Here is a 19,868-nt window from a genome sequence, read left to right on the forward strand (position 1 = left end):
CTTCTTCTGTTCAACAGCGATTTCGCTCTTGCATCGCGGGGCGGACCATATATGGACAAGCGCAGCGCCGTCCACCAAACAAACAAACCAAAAAATAAAAAAATCAAAAAATCAAAAAATCAAAAAAGGTAGGGTGGACAAGCGAAGCGCCGTCCACCAAACAAAACAAACAAAACAAACAAAAAACCAAAAAATCAAAAAAGGTAGGGTGGACAAGCGCAGCGCCGTCCACCAAACAACCAGCCAACCCAAAGCCCCCCAGAAAACCCAACCCCCACAACACGCCCATAGATACCTCAACCCCTAAAAAGGCCTTCCGCAAACAGCAAAACAGGCTTCATAATCATGAGCGATTACCGCCGTTGCTTTATCCCTGGTGGCTGTTATTTCTTCACCGTGGTGACATTTGACCGTCTGCCCGTTTTTCGTGACAGCATGAATGTGGATCTGTTGCGGGAGGCATTTCGTAAGGTGAAGGTGAAACGCCCTTTCGAGATCCAGGCAATGGTGGTTCTGCCGGATCACCTGCATGCGGTTTGGCAACTGCCGGACGGCGATGCGGATTATCCGAACCGATGGCGAGAGATCAAGAAACATGTTTCCAAACGCGTGGACACGGCGACAAATCATCGCCGCGAAAAGCAGGTGTGGCAGCGGCGTTACTGGGAACATGTAATTCGAAATTCAGACGATTGGCGTCGGCATTTGGACTACGTGCACTACAACCCCGTCAAGCATGGTCTCGTGGAATGTGCTCGGGATTGGCCGTACAGCTCATTCCTGCGCAGCGTGGAGCGCGGCATGTATGATCTGGCGTGGGGATGCACCGAACCGGCCAGTATTCGAGGGTGGACAACGGGGTACGAATAAAAATGTACCAGCCCTCACAGCAGAACAAGCCTGTAGGGTGGAATAAGCGAAGCGTTTCCACCAAAGATCATTCAATGGCGGAATGGTGACGATAGGGTTGGTATAACGTGCTTGGGTGCTTTTTGGTGGACGGCGCTGCGCTTGTCCACCCTACAGGGGATTTTTTGAGGGGGGTTTGAGGGTGGTTTTTGCTTTAGATCTCACAGCAGAACAAGCCTGTAGGGTGGAATAAGCGAAGCGTTTCCACCAAAGATCATTCAATGACGGAGTGGTGACGATAGGGTTGGTGGAACATTCTTTGGTGATTTTTGGTGGACGGCGCTGCGCTTGTCCACCCTACAGGGGATTTTTTGAGGGGGGTTTGAGGGTGGGGTTTGTTTTGGTAGGGTGGACAAGCGCAGCGCCGTCCACCGGGTGGATCGGGATTGTGCTGAAGCTTTTTTTGCCGTTCTAATTTGGATCAGGAGGTGTGCGTTTTGGACAGTGAGCGGGTTCGTGACGAGGTGGTGGCGGCGCTGCGGGCGGTGGCGCCGGAGGTGGATGTGGACGCGCTGGATCCGGAGGTGAATTTTCGTGATCAGTTGGAGCTGGATTCGGTGGATTATCTGAATTTTGTGCTGGGTGTGGAGCGGGCTTTTGGGGTGCAGGTGCCGGCGCTGGATTTTCCGCGGTTGTCGTGTTTGCGGGGGTGCCTGGAGTATTTGGGAGGGAGTTGAAGGGGGTTGTGGTGGTTTGGTTGTGTTCCGGGGTTGGGTCTTGGTGGAAACGCTGCGCTTATTCCACCCTACAGATTGAGGGTGGGTGAGCTGGGTCTTGGTGGAAACGCTGCGCTTATTCCAGCCTACAGGTTGCGGCTGGGGTGGGGTGGGTCTTGGTGGAAACGCTGCGCTTATTCCACCCTACAGAGTGCGGGGGGATGGGGTGAGTCTACAGAGTGCGGGGGGATGGGGGAGTCAGGCGGGTTGGGTTTGGCAGCGGACGGTTTTGACGGTGGTGTCGTCGGTCTGAATGATTTCCAGGGGGTGGCCGCAGAGCATGAGGCTGGTGCCAGTCTGGGGGATGGTTTCCAGGTAGTCGAGGATCAGGCCGTTGAGGGTCTTGGGGCCGCGGGTGGGCAGGTTCCAGCGCATGGCGCGGTTGAGTTCGCGGATGCTGATGGCGCAGTCAATGAGCAGGCAGCCGTCGTCGGCGCGATGGATTTCGGGGTAGGCGTCGGCGGGGTCGGTGGTGAATTCGCCGACGATCTCCTCCAGCAGGTCGGCCAGGGTGATCAGGCCCTGGAAGTCGCCGTATTCGTCCACCACCAGGCCGACGCGCTGGCGGGTGCGCTGGAAGTTGATCAGTTGCGGGTAGAGCCGCGTGGCCTCGGGCACGTAGTAGGGCTTGCTGGCGACGCTGCGCAGGTGGTCCTTGATCTGGTCGCGCTGCATCAGCACGTCGGCGGCGCTGCGGGTGTGGAAGATGCCGACGACGTTGTCGATGCCGCCGTCGAACAACGGCAGGCGGGTGTAGCTGGTGCGCTTGATGGCGGCGACGATGTCTTCTTCGGCGTCCTGCAGGTCGATGCCTTCGACCTCGTTGCGCGGGATCATGATGTCTTCGACGGTGGCGTTCTCCAGGTCGAGGATGGCCAGCAGCATGTCGCGGCTGCGTTCCGGGATCATGGCACCGGCCTCGTTGACGACGGTGCGTAGCTCTTCACGGCTGAGGGCGTTGCCCTGCTCGGTTTCCGGGCGGATGCCGAGCACCCGCAGCAGGTTGTTGGTGATGAGGTTGACGCCCCAGACCACCGGCTGCATGAGCTTGAGCAGCGGCGTGTAAATGTAGGCCGCCGGGTAGGCGATGAGCTCGGGATGCAGCGCTGCGAGGGTCTTGGGGGTGACCTCGGAGAAGATCAGGATCACCAGCGTGAGCAGGCCGGCGGCAATGGCGATGGCGCCTTCGCCGCCAAGCTCCAGCGCGATGACGGTGGCCAGGGATGAGGCCAGGATGTTGACGAAGTTGTTGCCCAGCAGGATCAGGCCGATCAGCCGGTCGGGCCGGTCGAGCAGCCGGCGGGCCAGTATGGCGCCGCGATGGCCCTGGTCGGCCTTGTGCCGCAGGCGATAGCGGTTGAGGGTCATCAGCGCGGTCTCGGAGCCGGAGAAGAATCCGGACAGGACCAGCAGGCCGATCAACGACACGAGTTCGACAACAGGAAACGCTTGCATGGCGGGCAGGGCTCGGGCCTTCAGTGCGGCCTTGGGGGGTTATTCGCTGAAGGTCTCGGTGCGATAGCGCCAGGCACACAGGCGATCGCTCCAGTGCTCGGGTGGCAGACCCGCCTTCTGTTTGAGATGGCGCAGAAAGTCGCGCGGGTCGGGCAGCTGCTCCCAGACCGAAGGCAGAAAGGTACCACGCGGCGCGCCCGGCGTGTCATCCCAGGCGAGGATGACGCCGTCGATGCCGGGGCGCAGCTGGGCCAGCAGTTCGGCCTCGGAGCCGAAGGCGATGGGCGCGGCCGGGGTGAGGACGGAGATGGCGATGTGCAGGGTGTCGAACTCGGCGGCATCCAGCGGGGGAAAGCGCGGGTCGTTGAAGGCGGCGGCGTAGGCGTTCTCGGCGACATCCAGCGCCAGGGGCTGCACCGCCTGCAGATGGCCGATGCAGCCACGCAGTCGGCCCTGCTGCTGCAGGGTGACGAAGGCGGCACGTTCGGCGCGCAGGGCCGCAGGCTGGTCTGTCGCCGACACCGTCAGCGGTGTGCCCTGGTCGAGGCCGTGACGGATGGAGGCGCGGGCCAGTTGCAGCAGCGCCCGGCGTTCTGGCGGGGCCAGCTCGGCGCCGTCAGTGTCCGGCGGGTGCGGCTGACCGTTGTTGTCAGCGGCGTTGGTTGTGCCCGTGCTCATTTGGTGCTCATTTCGCGTTCATTCAGCACTGACGCGGTACTCACTTGGTGCTGGTGCGGCGTTCATGCGGCCTGCGCTGCGTTGAAGGCGCAGGCGCCGTAACCGACCACCCGGTCGCGCGGGCCGGCGGTGTCGCCGGAGTTGCGCAGATCCAGCAGGGTGCCGTGCAGGTGATGCCGACGGGCCTGCTGCAGCAGCCCGGCGATGGGATGCCGGCCGCAGGCCTGGTGCGTGCTGATGCGTTCGGGTTGCAGGTCACAGATGGCCTGCACGGTGCGCCGGTCGATGTCGCGCGCGCTGGCGTAGTCCAGATAGTGGCTGAGATCGGAGCTGACAACGATCAGGGTCTCGGGGCCGCCCCAGAGGCGTTCCAGGACTTCGCTGACTTGGCTGCCGTGGGCGTCACCGACCAGCAGCGGCACGATGCTGAACTGCTGCAGCAGCACCTGCAGGAACGGCAGTTGCACTTCAAGGCAGTGTTCGCCGTCGAAGGCGGCCTCGAGCAGTTGCACCTGGGGCAGGTCGGTCAGCGTGGCGATGGCGGCCTGGTCCACGGCGACCCGGCCCAGCGGGGTGGCAAACTGGTCTGCGGCGCTGTAGGCAAGGCCGCGGAATGCCAGCCGATGGGCGGGGCCGAGCAGCACGACGCGGGTGATGCGCGCGGCGGCATTGGCGATGCGCGCATAGGCGCTGCCGGCGACGGGGCCGGAGTAGATGTAGCCGGCGTGGGGGGCGATGAGGGCCTTGGGGCCGTCATCGGCGGCGGGCGGCGGGTGCTGCCGGGCGGCGGCGTCGATGTAGCCGCGGACCTGGGCCTGGAGTGCCTGGGGATCGTCGGGATAGAACAGCCCGGCGACGGATGGGCGGCGGAGCTGTGACATGGTGATGGTCCGTTGCGGATGTTCAGGGATATTCCATACTGAAAGTATACGCATCAGGCGCGCATTTTGGGATGCGCACGCCCCACCGATGGAGGACAACAGCCATGATCGCTTCGACCCCCTTTCCCACCCGCTTCTGGCACCGGCTGGAGGATGGCCGCGTGCAGTGCGATGTCTGTCCGCGCGCGTGCGCGTTGCATGAGGGTCAGCGGGGGCTGTGTTTCGTGCGCGGCTGCGAGGGCGGGGAGATTGTGCTCTATACCTATGGCCGCTCCAGCGGGTTCTGTATCGATCCGATCGAGAAGAAGCCGCTGAATCATTTTCTGCCAGGCACGCCGGTGCTGTCGTTCGGCACCGCCGGCTGCAATCTGACCTGCCGCTTCTGCCAGAACTGGGACATGAGCAAGTCGCGCGAGATGGACATCCTGGCATCGGAGGCCTCGCCGCAGGGGATCGCAGAGGCGGCCGAGCGGCATGGCTGTCGCAGCGTGGCCTACACCTACAATGATCCGGTGATCTTTCTGGAGTACGCCTGCGATACCGCAGAGGCCTGTCGGGCGCTGGGGATCCGCAATGTGGCGGTGACGGCGGGGTACATCTCGCCGGGGGCGCGGGAGCAGTTCTTCTCCTGCATGGATGCGGCGAACGTGGATCTGAAGGGCTTTACCGAGGCGTTCTACAAGCGGCTGTGCAGCGCCAGCCTGGCGCCGGTGCTGGAGACGCTGGAGTACCTGAAGGCGGAGACCTCGGTCTGGCTGGAGCTGACGACGCTGCTGATTCCGGGCGAGAACGACAGCGATGCGGAACTGGAGCAGATGTGTGCCTGGGTGGTGGAGCATCTGGGGCCGGACGTGCCGATGCACTTCAGCGCCTTTCATCCGGACTACAAGATGCTGGATGTGCCGCCGACGCCGCCGGCAACATTGCGCCGCGCCCGGCGCATCGCCCTGGAGCACGGCGTGCGCTACGCCTACACCGGCAATGTGCACGACAGCGAGGGCGACAGCACCTATTGCCATGCCTGCGGCCATCTGCTGATCGAGCGCGACTGGTATCGGCTCGGCCGTTGGGGGCTGGATGCGCAGGGCCGGTGCGAGGCCTGCGGCACCCCCTGCGCCGGGGTGTTCGAGCCCCGGCCGGGCGACTGGGGCCCGCGCAGCCTGCCGCTGGCCATGGGCAAGGCGTAGGGGTTCTGCGGCAGCTCAGACCTTGATCAGCTCACTTGACGTCTGCTGCAGCAGGCGGCGCGCGTCCGCTTCCTCCACCCGCTGCGTTCCCTGGACATGGTAGGGCATGGTTATCGTGCCCACGCGCGGCGCTTGGTGGCGCATGGACACTGGATTGCAAGACCTGATAATCATCTAGCCGCCTCCTCCCCTGAGGCTACAGTTAGGTTAGCAAACCCCAATAACCCTAGCCGGTAGCCGGTAGGGTGGACAAGCGCAGCGCCGTCCACCAAACCCCGTGCTGGCGCTGGCGCTGCCGCTGGTGGACGGCGCTGCGCTTGTCCACCCTACGTGTTACATGTTCTGCTTCGGGAGGTGGCTGGAACGATGATCAAGGCCCCCGCACGGGAAACGCTGAATAGATCAGCGTTTCCCTGATAGCGGTCGCGGATTTAGCCTGGGTCTTGTCAGACGGTCAGCGGCCCCACCAGGTCGACGGTGGGGATGGGGTTCTCGCGCAGCCGGTAGGGTGGACAAGCGCAGCGCCGTCCACCAAACCCCCGTGCTGGCGCTGACGCTGGCGCTGCCGCTGGTGGACGGCGCTGCGCTTGTCCACCCTACGTGTTATATGTTCTGCTTCGGGAGGTTGCCGGTACGATGATCAAGGCCCCCGCACGGGAAACGCTGAATAGATCAGCGTTTCCCTGATAGCGGTCGCGGATTTAGCCTGGGTCTTGTCAGACGGTCAGCGGCCCCACCAGGTCGACGGTGGGGATGGGGTTCTCGCGCAGCCGGTAGGGTGGACAAGCGCAGCGCCGTCCACCAAACCCCCGTGCTGGCGCTGACGCTGGCGCTGCCGCTGGTGGACGGCGCTGCGCTTGTCCACCCTACGTGTTATATGTTCTGCTTCGGGAGGTTGCCGGTACGATGATCAAGGCCCCCGCACGGGAAACGCTGAATAGATCAGCGTTTCCCTGATAGCGGTCGCGGATTTAGCCTGGGTCTTGTCAGATGGTCAGCGGCCCCACCAGGTCGACGGTGGGGATGGGGTTCTCGCGCAGGCCTTCGGCCACCAGCACGCGGTTGGCGGCCATGCGGCCAGTCATGGTGGCGGCCTCCATGAGGTTGGCGGGCACCTCCAGGCGCAGGTAATCCCCGGCCAGGAAGAGGTTGTCCACCGGGGTCTGGACGCCGGGACGGCCGGCGTAGTCGCCCGGCGCCCAGCGCGGGAAGTTCTGCTGCATGGTGTAGATGTCGTAGACCATGTTGGCCCCCTTCAGCGCCGGGATCAGTTCGTCGAGTTCCTCGCGCATGATGCGCCGGATCTCGGCCTCGTCGATGACGTTCTCGGGTTCGACGGCGTAGGCGTGCAGTTCGATGACGGAGCCCTGATGGCGCCGGGCCCAATCCTCGTACGCGGGCTGCATCTGCGAGTAGATGGCGATGGAGTCGGTGTAGCGGTAGCCGCTGGTGGTGTAGAAGGGCACCGCCAGGGGTTCGATCGCGCGGTCGAACCAGATGCGCCAGACGATATAGGGATCGGCGACGCCGAGGTCTTCGACGCCCTGCACCAGTTCGGTGCTGGACAGCTCTGAGCGGGAGACGATGTCTTTCAGCCCGGGCACATCGCAGGCGAGGATGAAGTAGTCTGCCTGCAGCTCGATGTCGGAGGGCTGCGGCCGGCTGGTGAGCCGTACCCGGTCGGCCGCGGCGCTGGCCTCCAGCGCCACCAGCGGCACCACTGTGGGGCCGGCGGTGGGGACGCCTTCGGGGTCGTACTTGGCGCCGTGGCAGGGGCAGGCGAAGCCGCCGGTGGCGGCGTCCAGGCCCACCGGGCAGCCCATGTGGGTGCAGCGCCCGGACAGCGCACGGTAGCTGCCGTCGTCTTCGCGGCGGGCATAGTAGAGGTCGGCGCCATTCCAGAACGCGGTCCAGTCGCTGCCGATGTCGGCGGCGGGCACCTCATGGTCCTTGCCGAGGACGTCGCCGGGGCGCTTGAGCACCAGCCCGGTGATGCGTCCGTTGCGTTCCACCAGTCGGTCGGCCTCGACGCCGGTGATGACGCGCCCGCCCAGTTCGACGAGTTTCTGCGTCATGGGGGTGATGACGGAGGTCATGGCGTCATCGATGGTCTGGTCGTAGCCCATGCCGTCGGGGTTGCCGAGGAAGAAGAAGTGGAAGAACTTGATGCCTTCGGCGGTTGAGTACTGGTCGAACTGGTTGAACGAGGTGTGCGCGAAGGGCTCGATGATGGTGTCGACCATGGGCTGGTTGACCCGCTGGCAGAAGGTCTTGAAGTCGACGTCGTCGTAGTCCTGGAAGGTGCGCACGGGGTCGTAGCGCATCAGTTCGTAGAGCTTGCCGGTGGGGTTGTTGAAGTCGAGCAGGGAGACGGATTTGGCCTGACCGACCACGGCCAGCAGGTTGAACGGGAACAGGGTGGTGGTGTTGGTGAAGCTTTCGGTGCCCTTGTCGGGGTCGCGGAAGATGACGGGGTAGTCCACCACGGGCTTGAAGTTGTCGCGCAGCCCCAGTTCGGCGAGCAGGCCATTGAGGTTGTAGTACTGATTGAAGAAGCCGTGGAAGCCGTGTTCCGTGGCCATGGTTTCGCCGTTGACGTCGACGTTCCAGCCGGTGAGTCGCCCGCCGAGGTTGCTGGAGCGTTCGACCAGGGTGACGTCGAAGCCGCGCTTGAGGAGTTCGTAGGTGGCGGCCATGCCGGCGAGCCCGCCGCCGACGACGACGACGCGGGTGGGTTCGGTGGGCTCCAGCGGCAGTGTGTCGTTGTCGGCGGAGGCGAAGGGCAGCACGCTGCGGCGGGGCTGGATGGCGTAGAGTCCGGCGGCGCCCAGGGTGGTTCCGGCCAGTGCGGCGAGTCCGACGTTGGTGACGAATTGACGGCGTTTCATGTTGGCGTTCTGGTTGCTCTGGTCCGTTGTGGCTGTTGTTCGATGCTTGTTCCCGGGCGCGACATCCCCAACACGGTTTGGTGGGGCGTTTAGGGCTTGGGTTTCGCAGGTTGGGTATCGGCGCTCTGGGGACGCCGTGAATACGTCCTTGCAGGCTTCACGACAGCATCCCTGCTGTTGAGACCCCAGAGCGCCGACACCCAACCTGCTCTTTTGGCCATGGGAAATCGCTATTCCTCGGCAATCGTCGCCCTCGCCCCCACGCGCTGCCTGGGAACGCTTCTCCGGCGCGCCGCGCGGGGGGTTCTATCGGTATGGCTCGGTATTCGCCGGGAGTTTACCCCGGCTGTCATTTTGCTTGCGCTGACGGCCATCAAACGGGCCGGGATCGGAGGTGACCTGGCGCAAGGACGCTGGGGGGCGGCGTTCCGCGGGGGTCAATCCCATGGTAGCCTCATGGTTTCGATCGATCCCTTGCGCTCCGGTCCTCGGGGCGCGTCTGTCCTGCGGCAACGCGGGTCCCAACCGGAGCAGAGAAGATGCCGGCAACAGTTGCGGCGGAGACGGACGCCGATTACATCCTGGTGGGCGGTGGCCTGCAGAATGCGTTGATTCTGCTGGCGCTGGCGGAGCGCAAGCCGTCGGCGCGGGTGGTGTTGCTGGAGCGGGAGAACCGCATCGGTGGCAATCACATCTGGTCGTTCCAGACGCTGGATCTGCCGGAGGCGGCGATGCCCTGGGCGGGTCAGCTGATCGAGCATGAGTGGCCGGGGTATCAGTTGTATTTTGATGATTCGTCGCGCTGGGTGGAGGGGGCGTACCGGTCGTTGAGTTCGGAGTATCTGGACCGGCTGGTGCGGGAGGCGGCGGCGTCGCGGCCGGGGTTTGAGCTGCAGCTGGGGTCGGAGGTGGTGTCGGTTGAGGCGGACGGGGTGACGCTGGCTGATGGCACGCGGTTGCGGGGTGCGCTGGTGGTGGATGCGCGCGGGCCTGAGCTGGCGGCGCCGGCGGGTGCCGGGGGCTATCAGAAGTTTGTCGGGCTGGAGTGTCGGTTGCGCGCTCCGACGGGGTTGCAGGCGCCGATCCTGATGGATAGCCGTTGCGATCAGCGGGATGGGTTTCGTTTTCATTATGTGTTGCCATTCAGCGAGGATCGGGTGCTGATCGAGGAGACGTATTTTTCGAACGAGCCGGATCTGGATGTGGCGGCGATCAGTGACGATATTCTCGCGGACGCGGGTCGGCTGGGGCTGGAGGTGGCGGAGGTGTTGCGCACGGAGGTGGGTGTGTTGCCGATGCCGGCGCGCAGTCATTTTCGGCCGCGGGGGGCTTCGCCGATCCAGGCGGGGTATGCGGGTGGTTGGTTCAATCCGGGCACGGGGTATTCGCTGGCGGCGGCGGCGCGATTGGCGGAGCATGTTTCGCGGGTGCCGCTGGCGGAGGTGTTCGGGGCGGAGTGGCGCCGGTTGACGCGGGAGTTGCGGGTGCAGGCGTTTTTTCTGGCGTTTCTGAATCTGTTGATGTTCCGCTTTTTCCATGATGACAAGCGGCGTCGGTTGATGGAGCGCTTTTACATGGTGTCGGATCCGGTGATCCATCGGTTTTTTGCGATGCGGTCGACGCTGGTGGATATGTGGCGGATCATGTACGTGGGTGCGCCCTGGACGCCGAAAGGGTGGGCGAAGCGGGCGACTGAACGGGGTTAGGTGCGGAGGGCTTGGGGTTGCGTTGCGGGCATTGGGCCATGGTGCGGGCTGGGTGGCGGTGATTCGGGGGACGCCGTGAATCCTTCCGTGGAGGCTTCACGACAGCATCCATGCTGTCGAGACCCCCGATCACCGCCACCCAGCCCGCACCTTTGACGCCCGCACCGGGCCTGATCGCGGAAGTGGGCGACTGTAACGGGGTTAGGTGCGGGGCAGGAGGCCCCGTGCTGATTTTTGGCCAGGATGGCCGATAGATCAGCGTCTCCACGAAGCACGATATGCAGGATGGTGCGACGGGGATGCTGTTGGATATTCTTAAGGATTTCGCGGACGGCCATCGCTGAGGCCGGCCTCCAACTTGCACTGAGGCAACGCATGCAACAGGTGACACCGGAGACGGGTCTTGGGCGCGACAGGGCGCTGGTTGCGGCGGGGCGTGGGTCGTCGGCGGGCGGCACCTTTGACGGCTATGTGGTGTGTATCGGTGCGTCGGCGGGCGGGCTGGATGCGCTGGAGCGCTTTTTCAGTGCTTGTCCGACGGACCTGGGGGCGGCATTTGTGGTGGTGCAGCATCTGTCGCCGGATCACAAGAGCATGATGAGCAATCTGCTCGCCCGGCACACGCCGATGCCGGTGACCATGGTCGAGGACGACATGCCCATGGCGGCGGATCATGTGTATCTGATCCCGCCGGGGGCGGTGTTGCATGTGACGCCGGGGCATCTGCATCTGACGCCGAAGAATCCGCGGGGGCTGACGCTGCCGATCGACATCTTCTTCGCCTCTCTGGCCGACGTGTACGACCGACGGGCGGTGGGGATCGTGCTGTCGGGCACGGGCACTGATGGCACCCGCGGGGCGGTGGCGATCAATGCTGCGGGCGGCTTTCTGATGGCGCAGGAGCCGGAATCGGCCAAGTTCGACGGCATGCCGCGCAGTGTCATCGCCACCGGTCTGGTGGATGCGATCCTGCCGGCGGAGGAGATCCCGGCGCGGTTGCTGGCGCATGTGCGCAACCTGCCCTATGACGATGCGGAGGTCGAGGCGGCCTCGCCGCCGGCGGCCAAGGTGGTGCGCACGCAGGAGGAGGTGCTGTCCGCCCTGTTGCGGCTGCTGCACCAGGCCGGCGGCATCGACTTTTCCGACTACAAGCCCAATACGGTGATGCGCCGCATCGACCGGCGCATGCAGGTGCGGCACACGCCGACCCTGGGGCAATATTACGATCTGCTGGAGCACGATCGCGACGAGATCATGACCCTGCGTCGCGAGATGCTGATCTCGGTGACCAGTTTCTTCCGCGATCCGGAGACCTTCGCGCTACTGGCGGATGAGGTGATCGGGCCGATGGTGGCCGGCAAGGGCACCGGCGAGCCGATCCGCGTCTGGGTGGCTGGCGTGGCCACCGGCGAGGAGGCCTACAGCATCGGCATGCTGTTCATCGAGGCCTTCGAGCGCGCAGGGCGCTGGCCCAATCTGAAGATATTTGCCACCGACGTGGATCAGCAGTGCGTCGAGGCCGCCGGTATCGGGCAGTATCCGGAATCGGCGGCGGCGGAGCTGTCGCCGGAGCGCCTGGAGCGGTTCTTCGCCAAGAAGGACGATCGCTTCGTGGTGCGCAACGAGCTTCGTCAGTGCATCGTGTTCGCCCGGCACAATCTGCTGTCGGACCCGCCCTTTACCCGGATGGACCTGGTGGTCTGTCGCAACACCCTGATCTATTTCAATTCCGCCGCCCAGGGGCACGCGCTGCGCTCGCTGCAGTATGCCATCCGCGACGGCGGCGCCCTGCTGCTGGGCTCCAGCGAGTCGCTGTCGGCGGCCTCCCAGGGGCTGCAGACCATCAGCGCCAAGCACAAGCTGTTCCGCCGCGTGGGGGCCATGGTGCCGCCGTTCGTCGATCGCGCCAGCACGCGCCTGCGACACCGGCAGCTGCCGGGTAAGTCGCCGCCGGACAAGCAGCACCGCCTAACCCCTCACGCCAGCGTGGCGACCCAGGGCGCGTCGCGGCTGCTGTCGTTGTTCTGCCCGCCGGCCATGGTGGTCGACCGGTCGCATCAGGTGGTGCACCTGTTCGGCGACGTGAACGCCTATCTGTGGACGCGCGCGGGCGCCGCCAGCCTGGATATCAATCGCATGCTGCCGGAGCGCCTGACGCCAGTGGCGTCGGCCCTGCTGTACAAGGCGGCCCGCGAGGGCAGTTCCATCGTCTCGGACCTGCTGCAGGTGACCCTGCAGAACGGCGAGCAGCGGCGCCTGCGGTTGTCGGCCCATCCGCTACGGCCGGATGACGAAGAGTGCCTGATGCTGCTGTGCTTCGAGGCCGTCGGCTCCGGTTCTGCTGCGGACGCGGCCGCCGGTCTGCCGGCGACGGCGGCGGTGGACGTGAACGCCGAGACCATGGCCCGGCTGGGCATCCTTGAGCAGGAACTGGCGGCGACCCGCGAGAGCCTGCAGGCCACCATCGAGGAACTGGAGACCTCCAACGAAGAGCTTCAGGCCACCAACGAGGAGTTGATGGCCTCGAACGAGGAGTTGCAGAGTTCCAACGAGGAACTGCAGTCGGTCAATGAGGAGATGAGCACGGTCAACGCCGAGTTCCAGGAGAAGATGCTGGTGCTCAACCGGGTCAACGCGGACCTGGACAGCATGGCCAAGGCGGCCGGGGTGGCCACCATCTTTCTCGATGCCGACTTGCACATCACCCGTTTCAGCCCGGAGGCGACGCATCTGTTCAAGCTGCGCGACGCCGATGCCGGCCGCCACCTGGGCGACATTGCGCATGTGCTGAACTACCCGGAACTGCTGCAGGACCTGCAACGCACGCTGAGCATGCAGCGCCTGGTGGAGACCGAGAAGTCCACCGCGGACGAGACGAAGACCTATCTGATTCGCATCCTGCCCTACCAGGTCCCGTCGACGCCGATCCACGGTGTGGTCGCCACCTTTGTGGATGTCACTGCGTTCCACGACGCCCGGCGACTGCAGGCCATCATCGACGGGCTACCGGAACATGTGGCGGTACTGGACCATGCCGGCACCATCATCATGGTGAATGCCGCCTGGCAACGGTTTGCCCGCGCCAATGGCGATCCGATGCTCCGGCGCAGCGGCCTGGGGGTGAATTATCTGGAGGTCTGCCGCAGCGGGTCTGCCGCAGAGGACGGCACCGCACGCGAGGCCTATCTGGGGGTGCGCGGTGTGCTGGAGGGTTCGTTGCCGCTGTTCGGCATGGAGTATCCATGCCACTCCCCCACCGAGGAGCGCTGGTTCCTGATGAACGTGGCGCCGGTGATGAGCCAGGACATCGGCGCCGTGGTCAGTCACATCGACATCAGCCGCTGGCACGCCGACAGCGACCGGCAGACCTGAACGCCCAGAAGGGGTATCGGTCGATCTGCAGATGCGGCATGCAAGGCGTCGCCTTGGCCATTGCGCATGCCTGGTTGCAAAACGGCGCGGCGGGCGACACCAGATGGTGCCGCCCGCCGCGAGCGGTCAGGGTGACCCGGAGACCTGCCTACCGGAAACGACCTTGGCGTCGTCCGGACCCGGTCTGACCGCTTGAACCGTAAGCCTCTTACTGGACTTGAGCCAGCTTGTCGACTTCGACCGGTGCGACAACGGCGACAGGCTCTTTCACGCGGACAGAATCCTTCCAGCCGTAGCCCGGCAGGGCCAGTGCATAGGTGTGGATCATCCACATCTGCACCATCAGCACGATGAACCAGGGCATCATCCAGGTTGCCGGGTTGATCACGGTCCAGATTTTCCAGTCTTCTTCCGGGTGCTCTGGCTGGGCAACGTTCGGATCGGCCATCAGATAAGGAACTTTCATGGGATATCTCCTCGAGTTAGAAGCTTAGAACCAGGGCTGGTAGACCCAGGTCACAACGTGGACAACTGAGGCGATCATGACCCAGCTCCACACACCATGCTTCCAGTGCTCGTGGAATTCCTTGGCTTGCTCATCGGTCAGGCCCGACAGATTCGGCGATTTCGGCTCTGCCATCGATTTACCCTCCAGTAAGGGAAACTTCAGTGTGACGTACGACCAGGCGTACAACGAGGCTCGCTGTCGGGTGACGGTTGGCCCGAGCCCGGATCGGAGGTATCGCCGAAGCCGAGTTACAAGGACCGGGTGCGATCCCGATCTGCGATGCACGGGTGTTAGTTTAACCTGACAGAATTATGTGTCAAGGTCCATTTACACTTTTTTTTCGCGGTTGCGGCGCGCGCCTCACCAGGCGCCGAACAGCCACCGCGCGAGGAAGATCAGGCCGATGAAGAACAGCAGCGCAGTGAAGCTGACCTTGCCGAAGAACAACGCATTGCCGAACATGGCCCGCCAGACCTCGCCGATGCTGTGGCCGTACTGGGAGGTATTGGGGGCCGTGTCGGCAGCGCTGCCGGCGTCGCCCTGGGCAGGTGCCGCCGGGGCGGCGGGACCGGAGCTTTCCGCGCGCGGGTCGGCGGGGACGATGGCGTAGGGCGCGGCGCGAGAGACCTTGTAGAACTCGATGTCCGAGTCGGCGCCGGCCTTTTCGATGACGACGAACTCGGTGTCCACCGCCAGGGCCTTGTCGCTGGCGAACATCAGCGCGAAGTCCTCGATGCCCTCGGCCTCGCCAAGGTACTCCCAGGCCTGGGACTTCTCGGGCCAGATGCGTCTTGCTGCGTATTTCACGTCGATTCCTCTGTAGCTGCTCTTATTGATGAGTTACGGTCTGCGCACGGTGGCCCGGGTGCCGCCGACAGGTGCGCATCGGTATAATCGCGTCCAGTCGAAGACCGCATGCCGGCGGCGCCACATTCTGGGCAAGCCGGCATCCGTCGTGTAGACTGGACAGTTTCAAGTGTCTAGCCAGCTGGACACCCATTCATCCTATCCGATACTGACCCGACAAGGCATGCCCATGCGCAATAAACGCATCGTCGTGATCGGAGCCGGCATGGGCGGCTTGAGCGCGGCCCTGAAGCTGGCCCTCAACGGCCTGGACGTCACCGTGGTGGAGCGCGGCCAGCGCCCCGGCGGCAAGTTGCGCGAGCAACACATCGGCGAACGCCGCTTCTATACCGGCCCCACCGTGCTGACCATGCCCTGGGTGCTGGAGGAGATCTTCGCCGAGGCCGGCGCCAGCCTGGGCGAGCGCGTCACCCTGCACCGCGCCGACGTGCTGGCCCGACATGCCTGGAGCAAAGACGAACGCCTGGACCTGTTCGGCGACCACGAACGCTCCGCCGCCGCCATCGCGGAGTTCGCCGGCCCGGCGGAAGCAGACGGCTACCGCCGCTTCGCCGCCCACGCCAAGCGGGTCTACACCGCGCTCGAGGGGCCATTCATCCGCTCCCAGCAGCCGACGCCCGTCACCATCTTCGCTCGCTTTGGCTGGAGCGGCCTGACCGAGCTGATGCGCATCAAGGCGGTGTTCAGCCTGTGGCAGGCCCTGGGCAGCTACTTCAAGGACTACCGCCTGCGGCAACTCTTCGGCCGCTACGCCACCTACGTGGGTGCCTCGCCCTACCATGCCCCGGCCACGCTGATGCTGGTGGCGGATGTGGAAAGCCGCGGCGTCTATGCCGTCGACGGCGGCATCCACCAGTTGCCGGAGGCCCTGGCGACCCTGGCGCAGGAGAAGGGCGTGGAGATCCGCTACGATGCGCCGGTGGCGGAGATCCTGGTGGAAGGCGGCCGCAGCCGCGGCGTGCTGCTGCAGGACGGCGAACGCATCGACGCCGACGCGGTGATCTGCAATGCCGATGCCTCCGCCCTGGGCACCGGCCTGTTCGGCGAGCAGGCCCGGTCCGCAGTGAAGCCGGTACCGCCGGCCAAGCGCTCGCACTCGGTGGTGACCTGGAACCTGGAGGCCAAGACGGTCGGCTTCCCGATGCAGTATCACAACGTCTTTTTCCCGCCGGACTATGCCCAGGAGTTCAAGGCGGTGTTCGACGAGCTGCGCCTGCCGCCGGACCCGACCGTCTACATCTGTGCGCTGGACCGCGACGACCCGTCGGCAGCGGCACCCGAGGGCCCGGAGCGTCTGCTGCTGGTGGTCAATGCCCCGGCCCGGGGCGACACCCAGACCATCCCCGAGGCGGAGATCCGTCGCTGCGAGGACAAGGTCATGCAGCTGCTGTCGCATTGCGGGCTGACGCTCGAGCAGAGCGAGGAAGTGGCGGTGACCACGCCCAACTACTTCGAGCGTGCCTACCCGGCCTCCGGCGGGGCGGTGTTCGGCCGCGTCAACCATGGCTGGTGGGGCTCGTTCGATCGTCCGGGGGCGGTGACCCGGATCCCCGGCCTCTACACCGCCGGCGGCAGCGTGCACCCCGGGCCGGGCATCCCGATGGCGGCGATCTCGGGCCGACTGGCCGCCGAGAGCCTGATGCAGCGGCTGCAGGACTGATCCCGATCCGCAAAGACTTCGCCACTTCCATGCCTTTCTCCTCGCCCACCTCCGCGCGTCGCTATGGCTGAGCCGCATGTGGTGGTCATCGGCGCCGGCATGGGCGGACTGGCGGCAGCACTGCGACTGGCAGCCCGCGGACTGAGGGTGACACTGCTGGAGCGGGGCGGACACCCCGGCGGCAAGATGCGCCAGGTGACCATCGGCACAGCGCGGATCGACTCCGGGCCCACGGTGGTGACCATGCGGCCGGTGCTGGAGGAACTCTTCGCCACCGCCGGCACCAGTCTGGATGCGCATCTCAGGCTGCGTCCGGCGGAGATCCTGGCGCGCCATGCCTGGAGCGCAAGCGAACAGCTGGACCTGTACGCCGACATCGAGCGCTCCGTCGACGCCATCGGCCGCTTCTCCGGCGCCGCACAGGCGCGGCTGTTCCGCGACTTCTGCGCCCGCGCCGGCGACATGTACCGCACCCTGGAGCAGGCCTTCATCCATCTGGCGGCGCCGACGCCGCTGTCGCTGGTGCTGGACTCCGGCCTGATCCCGGTGGCCCGGCTCAAGCCCTACTCCACCCTGTGGCAGGACCTGGGGCGGTTCTTCACAGACCCGCGCCTGCGCCAGCTGTTCGGGCGCTATGCCACCTATGTCGGCTCGTCGCCGTTCCAGGCGCCACCCACGCTGGGCATCGTCGCCCACGTGGAACTGGCCGGCGTGTGGATGGTGGACGGCGGCATCCAGCGGCTGCCGGAAACAGTCGCGGCCCTGGCCCGGGGCCTCGGGGTCGATATCCGCTACCACGCCGGGGTGGAGCAGATCCTGGTGCAGCACGGCCGGGCCGCCGGGGTGCAACTGACCAGCGGCGAGCAGCTGGCGGCCGACGCCGTGGTCTGCAACAGCGACGTCGCCGCCCTTGCGGGCGGACTGCTGGGCGACGCGTCCCGCCGCGCCGTGCGCCGGCAGCCGCCAGCCGCCCGCTCGCTGTCGGCGATCACCTGGAGCCTGCATGCGCGTACCGACGGCTTCCCGCTGGTGCGGCACAATGTATTCTTCTGCCGCGACTATGGCGCGGAGTTCGACGACCTCTTTCACCATGGCCGCCTGCCGCGCGAGCCCACCGTCTACGTCTGCGCCCAGGATCGGGACGACCGGGCCGTCGCCCCGGCGGGCCAGCCCGAGCGGCTGCTGTGCCTGGTCAACGCCCCGCCGCGCGGCGACCTTCAACCCTTCGCTTCCGGAGATATCGAACCATGCGAGGAGCAGACCTTCGACCTGCTGGCACGCTGTGGCCTGCGGGTGGATCGCAGCCAGGACAATACGGTCATCACCACACCGACGGAATTCGAGCGTCTGTTCCCGGCGACCGGGGGCGCCCTGTACGGCCGCACGTCGCATGGATGGAGGGGGCCGTTCAGCCGGCCAGTGGCACGCTCGCGGCTGCCGCGCCTGTATCTGGCGGGGGGCAGCGTGCATCCGGGGCCGGGGGTGCCGATGGCGGCGATCTCGGGGCGGCTGGCGGCGGAGGCGGTGCTCGCGGACCTGACCTGAACCTGTCGGTGCCGCCGCGCGGCTATGCGTGGTGGTACGTCGACGCCCTCAGCGACGACGGCAAGCACGGGTTGACGCTGATCGCCTTCATCGGCAGCGTGTTCTCGCCCTACTACTTCAAGGGCCGCCGGCGGGGGCGGCACGACGCCCACGACTATTGCTCGCTCAACGTCTGCCTGTACGGCGAGGAACGCCGCTGGACCATGACCGAGCGGCGCCGCCCGGCCCTGGCGCAAAGCCCGTCGCGGCTGAGCATCGGCCCCAGCGCCGTGCACTGGAACAGTGACGAGACCCTGACCGTAGACATCGACGAGATCGGCACGCCGATTCCGCGCCGGGTGCGGGGGCAGGTGCATGTGACGCCGTTGGTGTTCAACGAGCGGGTCTTCACGCTGGATGCCCAGGGGCGCCATCGCTGGCGGCCCATCGCCCCCAGCGCGCGGGTGGAGGTGGTGCTGGAGCGCCCTGCCCTGCGCTGGACCGGCCACGCCTATCTGGACCGCAACTGGGGCGACGAGCCGCTGGAAGATGCGTTCGTGTACTGGGACTGGTCGCGCGCCAGCATGGGCGGTGAGGACAGCGCCATTCTCTACAACATCAATCGCCGCCAGGGCGGACCGCTGTCGCTGGCGCTGCACTTCGCCGCGGATGGCAGCCTGACGGAATTCGAGCCGCCGCCGGACCATCGCCTGCCGCGCTGCCCCATCTGGCAGATGGCGCGCAGCAGCCAGGCGGACGCGCCCCACCCGCCCCGGGTGGTGAAGACGCTGGAAGACACGCCGTTCTATTCGCGCTCGGTGATCGCGACCCACCTGATGGGGCGCCCGCTGGAGGCCGTGCACGAGAGCCTGTCGCTGGACCGGTTCCGCTCCGCCTGGGTGCAGCACCTGCTGCCCTACCGGATGCCGCGGCGATGAGCCTCCCCGGCGCAGCGCGCGCCAGCCACCCGGAGCGCGACCCGGCCAGGTCGCTGCTACAGCGGCTGCAGGGTCTCCAGAGGCGGGCCGGCTGACATGGAGGCCTTCTTCGGACCGCTGTTCCACAGCGGACGCATCATCGATCTGATCCTGCTGCTGGTGATCGCCGAGGCGGCGGCCATCGGCTGGCTGGCCCGCCGTCGGGGGCGCGGCCCGGGCCTGCGGGAGATCGGACCGACCCTGGTCTCCGGCGCGCTGCTGATGCTGACCATCCGCTCGGCCCTGACGGACCAATGGTGGGGCTGGACCGCCCTGCTCCTGACCCTGGCGCTGGTGTCGCATATCATCGACCTGGCGTTGCATTGGCGCCGCGCCAACATGACCTGACAGGCGCGATCGGCAATCGGGTTGGCAAACCCCCGGTCCGTAGCTAGCACCTACGGGTTGCTGGACAGCTTTCGGGTTGGCGAACGGCTGTCGGGTTGGTGGACGGCTGTCGGGTTGGTGGACGGCGCTGCGCTTGTCCATATATGGTCCGCCCCGCGATGCAAGAGCGAAATCGCTGTTGAACAGAAGAAG

At 65.6% G+C, this 19,868-nt stretch carries 17 protein-coding genes; 10 read left to right on the forward strand and 7 right to left on the reverse strand.

What is annotated here, in order from left to right; all coding sequences use genetic code 11:
* The 3 genes from F2Q65_RS19770 to F2Q65_RS17905 form a co-directional block, all read left to right on the forward strand.
* The coding region (locus tag F2Q65_RS19770; RefSeq protein ID WP_211354088.1) for a hypothetical protein at nucleotides 1-307 on the forward strand (307 nt) is incomplete at its 5' end.
* A gap of 38 nt (nucleotides 308-345) precedes the next feature.
* Entirely contained in the window at nucleotides 346-870 is a 525-nt protein-coding gene (locus tag F2Q65_RS17900) for an REP-associated tyrosine transposase (RefSeq protein WP_150094772.1), read from the forward strand.
* 476 nt (nucleotides 871-1,346) lie between these two features.
* Entirely contained in the window at nucleotides 1,347-1,586 is a 240-nt protein-coding gene (locus F2Q65_RS17905) for an acyl carrier protein (protein WP_170265803.1), read from the forward strand.
* 237 nt (nucleotides 1,587-1,823) lie between these two features.
* Here F2Q65_RS17905 and F2Q65_RS17910 read toward each other — a convergent pair whose 3' ends face one another.
* The 3 genes from F2Q65_RS17910 to amrB form a co-directional block, all read right to left on the reverse strand.
* The gene (locus F2Q65_RS17910) at nucleotides 1,824-3,080 is read right to left on the reverse strand and encodes an HlyC/CorC family transporter (protein WP_150094774.1); all 1,257 of its coding nucleotides are present in this window, start codon (nucleotides 3,078-3,080) and stop codon (nucleotides 1,824-1,826) included.
* A 39-nt stretch (nucleotides 3,081-3,119) separates the two neighbouring features.
* The gene (amrA, locus tag F2Q65_RS17915) at nucleotides 3,120-3,758 is read right to left on the reverse strand and encodes an AmmeMemoRadiSam system protein A (RefSeq protein ID WP_150094775.1); all 639 of its coding nucleotides are present in this window, start codon (nucleotides 3,756-3,758) and stop codon (nucleotides 3,120-3,122) included.
* A gap of 62 nt (nucleotides 3,759-3,820) precedes the next feature.
* Nucleotides 3,821-4,639, reverse strand: a complete 819-nt coding sequence (amrB, locus tag F2Q65_RS17920) for an AmmeMemoRadiSam system protein B (protein WP_150094776.1) — start codon at nucleotides 4,637-4,639, stop codon at nucleotides 3,821-3,823.
* A 104-nt stretch (nucleotides 4,640-4,743) separates the two neighbouring features.
* Between amrB and amrS the strand changes: the two genes are divergently transcribed.
* Nucleotides 4,744-5,826 carry an AmmeMemoRadiSam system radical SAM enzyme gene (amrS, locus tag F2Q65_RS17925; RefSeq protein ID WP_150094777.1) on the forward strand — a complete coding sequence of 361 codons (1,083 nt, stop codon included), beginning with the start codon at nucleotides 4,744-4,746 and terminating at the stop codon, nucleotides 5,824-5,826.
* Nucleotides 5,827-6,812: 986 nt separating this feature from the next.
* Here the strand turns inward: amrS and F2Q65_RS17930 are convergent.
* Complete coding sequence (locus F2Q65_RS17930; protein ID WP_150094778.1) at nucleotides 6,813-8,714, reverse strand: FAD-dependent oxidoreductase; 1,902 nt, start codon at nucleotides 8,712-8,714, stop codon at nucleotides 6,813-6,815.
* A gap of 539 nt (nucleotides 8,715-9,253) precedes the next feature.
* Between F2Q65_RS17930 and crtY the strand changes: the two genes are divergently transcribed.
* Both crtY and F2Q65_RS17940 read left to right on the forward strand, forming a co-directional pair.
* Nucleotides 9,254-10,420 carry a lycopene beta-cyclase CrtY gene (gene crtY / locus F2Q65_RS17935; RefSeq protein WP_150094779.1) on the forward strand — a complete coding sequence of 389 codons (1,167 nt, stop codon included), beginning with the start codon at nucleotides 9,254-9,256 and terminating at the stop codon, nucleotides 10,418-10,420.
* Nucleotides 10,421-10,795: 375 nt separating this feature from the next.
* Complete coding sequence (locus F2Q65_RS17940; protein WP_150094780.1) at nucleotides 10,796-13,792, forward strand: chemotaxis protein CheB; 2,997 nt, start codon at nucleotides 10,796-10,798, stop codon at nucleotides 13,790-13,792.
* 208 nt (nucleotides 13,793-14,000) lie between these two features.
* On the opposite strand, the gene pufA is transcribed toward F2Q65_RS17940, so the two are convergent.
* The 3 genes from pufA to F2Q65_RS17955 form a co-directional block, all read right to left on the reverse strand.
* Nucleotides 14,001-14,258, reverse strand: coding sequence for a light-harvesting antenna LH1, alpha subunit (gene pufA, locus F2Q65_RS17945; RefSeq protein WP_150094781.1), 258 nt, complete (start codon nucleotides 14,256-14,258; stop codon nucleotides 14,001-14,003).
* A gap of 24 nt (nucleotides 14,259-14,282) precedes the next feature.
* Nucleotides 14,283-14,432 carry a light-harvesting antenna LH1, beta subunit gene (pufB, locus tag F2Q65_RS17950; protein WP_150094782.1) on the reverse strand — a complete coding sequence of 50 codons (150 nt, stop codon included), beginning with the start codon at nucleotides 14,430-14,432 and terminating at the stop codon, nucleotides 14,283-14,285.
* Between the two features lie 228 nt (nucleotides 14,433-14,660).
* Nucleotides 14,661-15,107: a hypothetical protein gene (locus F2Q65_RS17955; protein WP_150094783.1), complete on the reverse strand. Its 447-nt coding sequence runs from the start codon at nucleotides 15,105-15,107 to the stop codon at nucleotides 14,661-14,663.
* Between the two features lie 229 nt (nucleotides 15,108-15,336).
* Between F2Q65_RS17955 and crtD (F2Q65_RS17960) the strand changes: the two genes are divergently transcribed.
* From crtD (F2Q65_RS17960) to F2Q65_RS17975, 4 genes are all read left to right on the forward strand, one after another.
* The gene (gene crtD, locus F2Q65_RS17960; protein WP_150094784.1) at nucleotides 15,337-16,827 is read left to right on the forward strand and encodes a 1-hydroxycarotenoid 3,4-desaturase CrtD; all 1,491 of its coding nucleotides are present in this window, start codon (nucleotides 15,337-15,339) and stop codon (nucleotides 16,825-16,827) included.
* A gap of 63 nt (nucleotides 16,828-16,890) precedes the next feature.
* Nucleotides 16,891-18,372: a 1-hydroxycarotenoid 3,4-desaturase CrtD gene (crtD, locus tag F2Q65_RS17965; RefSeq protein WP_150094785.1), complete on the forward strand. Its 1,482-nt coding sequence runs from the start codon at nucleotides 16,891-16,893 to the stop codon at nucleotides 18,370-18,372.
* Between the two features lie 8 nt (nucleotides 18,373-18,380).
* Nucleotides 18,381-19,289 (forward strand): carotenoid 1,2-hydratase, encoded by a 909-nt coding sequence (locus F2Q65_RS17970; protein ID WP_342782268.1) that lies wholly within the window; start codon nucleotides 18,381-18,383, stop codon nucleotides 19,287-19,289.
* Between the two features lie 96 nt (nucleotides 19,290-19,385).
* Nucleotides 19,386-19,676: a hypothetical protein gene (locus tag F2Q65_RS17975; protein ID WP_150094786.1), complete on the forward strand. Its 291-nt coding sequence runs from the start codon at nucleotides 19,386-19,388 to the stop codon at nucleotides 19,674-19,676.
* The last annotated feature ends 192 nt before the right edge of the window (nucleotides 19,677-19,868 follow it).

The sequence above is a fragment of the Thiohalocapsa marina genome (assembly GCF_008632335.1).
In the GTDB taxonomy this organism is placed as follows: Bacteria; Pseudomonadota; Gammaproteobacteria; order Chromatiales; family Chromatiaceae; genus Thiohalocapsa; species Thiohalocapsa marina.

Bases quoted from the DNA above. Each gene is read 5' to 3' on its own strand.
- pufB (WP_150094782.1), bottom strand. From the start codon at position 14,432: ATGGCAGAGCCGAAATCGCCGAATCTGTCGGGCCTGACCGATGAGCAA.
- F2Q65_RS17900 (WP_150094772.1), top strand. From the start codon at position 346: ATGAGCGATTACCGCCGTTGCTTTATCCCTGGTGGCTGTTATTTCTTC.
- amrB (WP_150094776.1), bottom strand. From the start codon at position 4,639: ATGTCACAGCTCCGCCGCCCATCCGTCGCCGGGCTGTTCTATCCCGAC.
- crtY (WP_150094779.1), top strand. From the start codon at position 9,254: ATGCCGGCAACAGTTGCGGCGGAGACGGACGCCGATTACATCCTGGTG.
- crtD (WP_150094784.1), top strand. From the start codon at position 15,337: ATGCGCAATAAACGCATCGTCGTGATCGGAGCCGGCATGGGCGGCTTG.
- F2Q65_RS17975 (WP_150094786.1), top strand. From the start codon at position 19,386: ATGGAGGCCTTCTTCGGACCGCTGTTCCACAGCGGACGCATCATCGAT.
- amrA (WP_150094775.1), bottom strand. From the start codon at position 3,758: ATGAGCACGGGCACAACCAACGCCGCTGACAACAACGGTCAGCCGCAC.
- F2Q65_RS17930 (WP_150094778.1), bottom strand. From the start codon at position 8,714: ATGAAACGCCGTCAATTCGTCACCAACGTCGGACTCGCCGCACTGGCC.
- amrS (WP_150094777.1), top strand. From the start codon at position 4,744: ATGATCGCTTCGACCCCCTTTCCCACCCGCTTCTGGCACCGGCTGGAG.
- crtD (WP_150094785.1), top strand. From the start codon at position 16,891: ATGGCTGAGCCGCATGTGGTGGTCATCGGCGCCGGCATGGGCGGACTG.
- pufA (WP_150094781.1), bottom strand. From the start codon at position 14,258: ATGAAAGTTCCTTATCTGATGGCCGATCCGAACGTTGCCCAGCCAGAG.
- F2Q65_RS17940 (WP_150094780.1), top strand. From the start codon at position 10,796: ATGCAACAGGTGACACCGGAGACGGGTCTTGGGCGCGACAGGGCGCTG.
- F2Q65_RS17910 (WP_150094774.1), bottom strand. From the start codon at position 3,080: ATGCAAGCGTTTCCTGTTGTCGAACTCGTGTCGTTGATCGGCCTGCTG.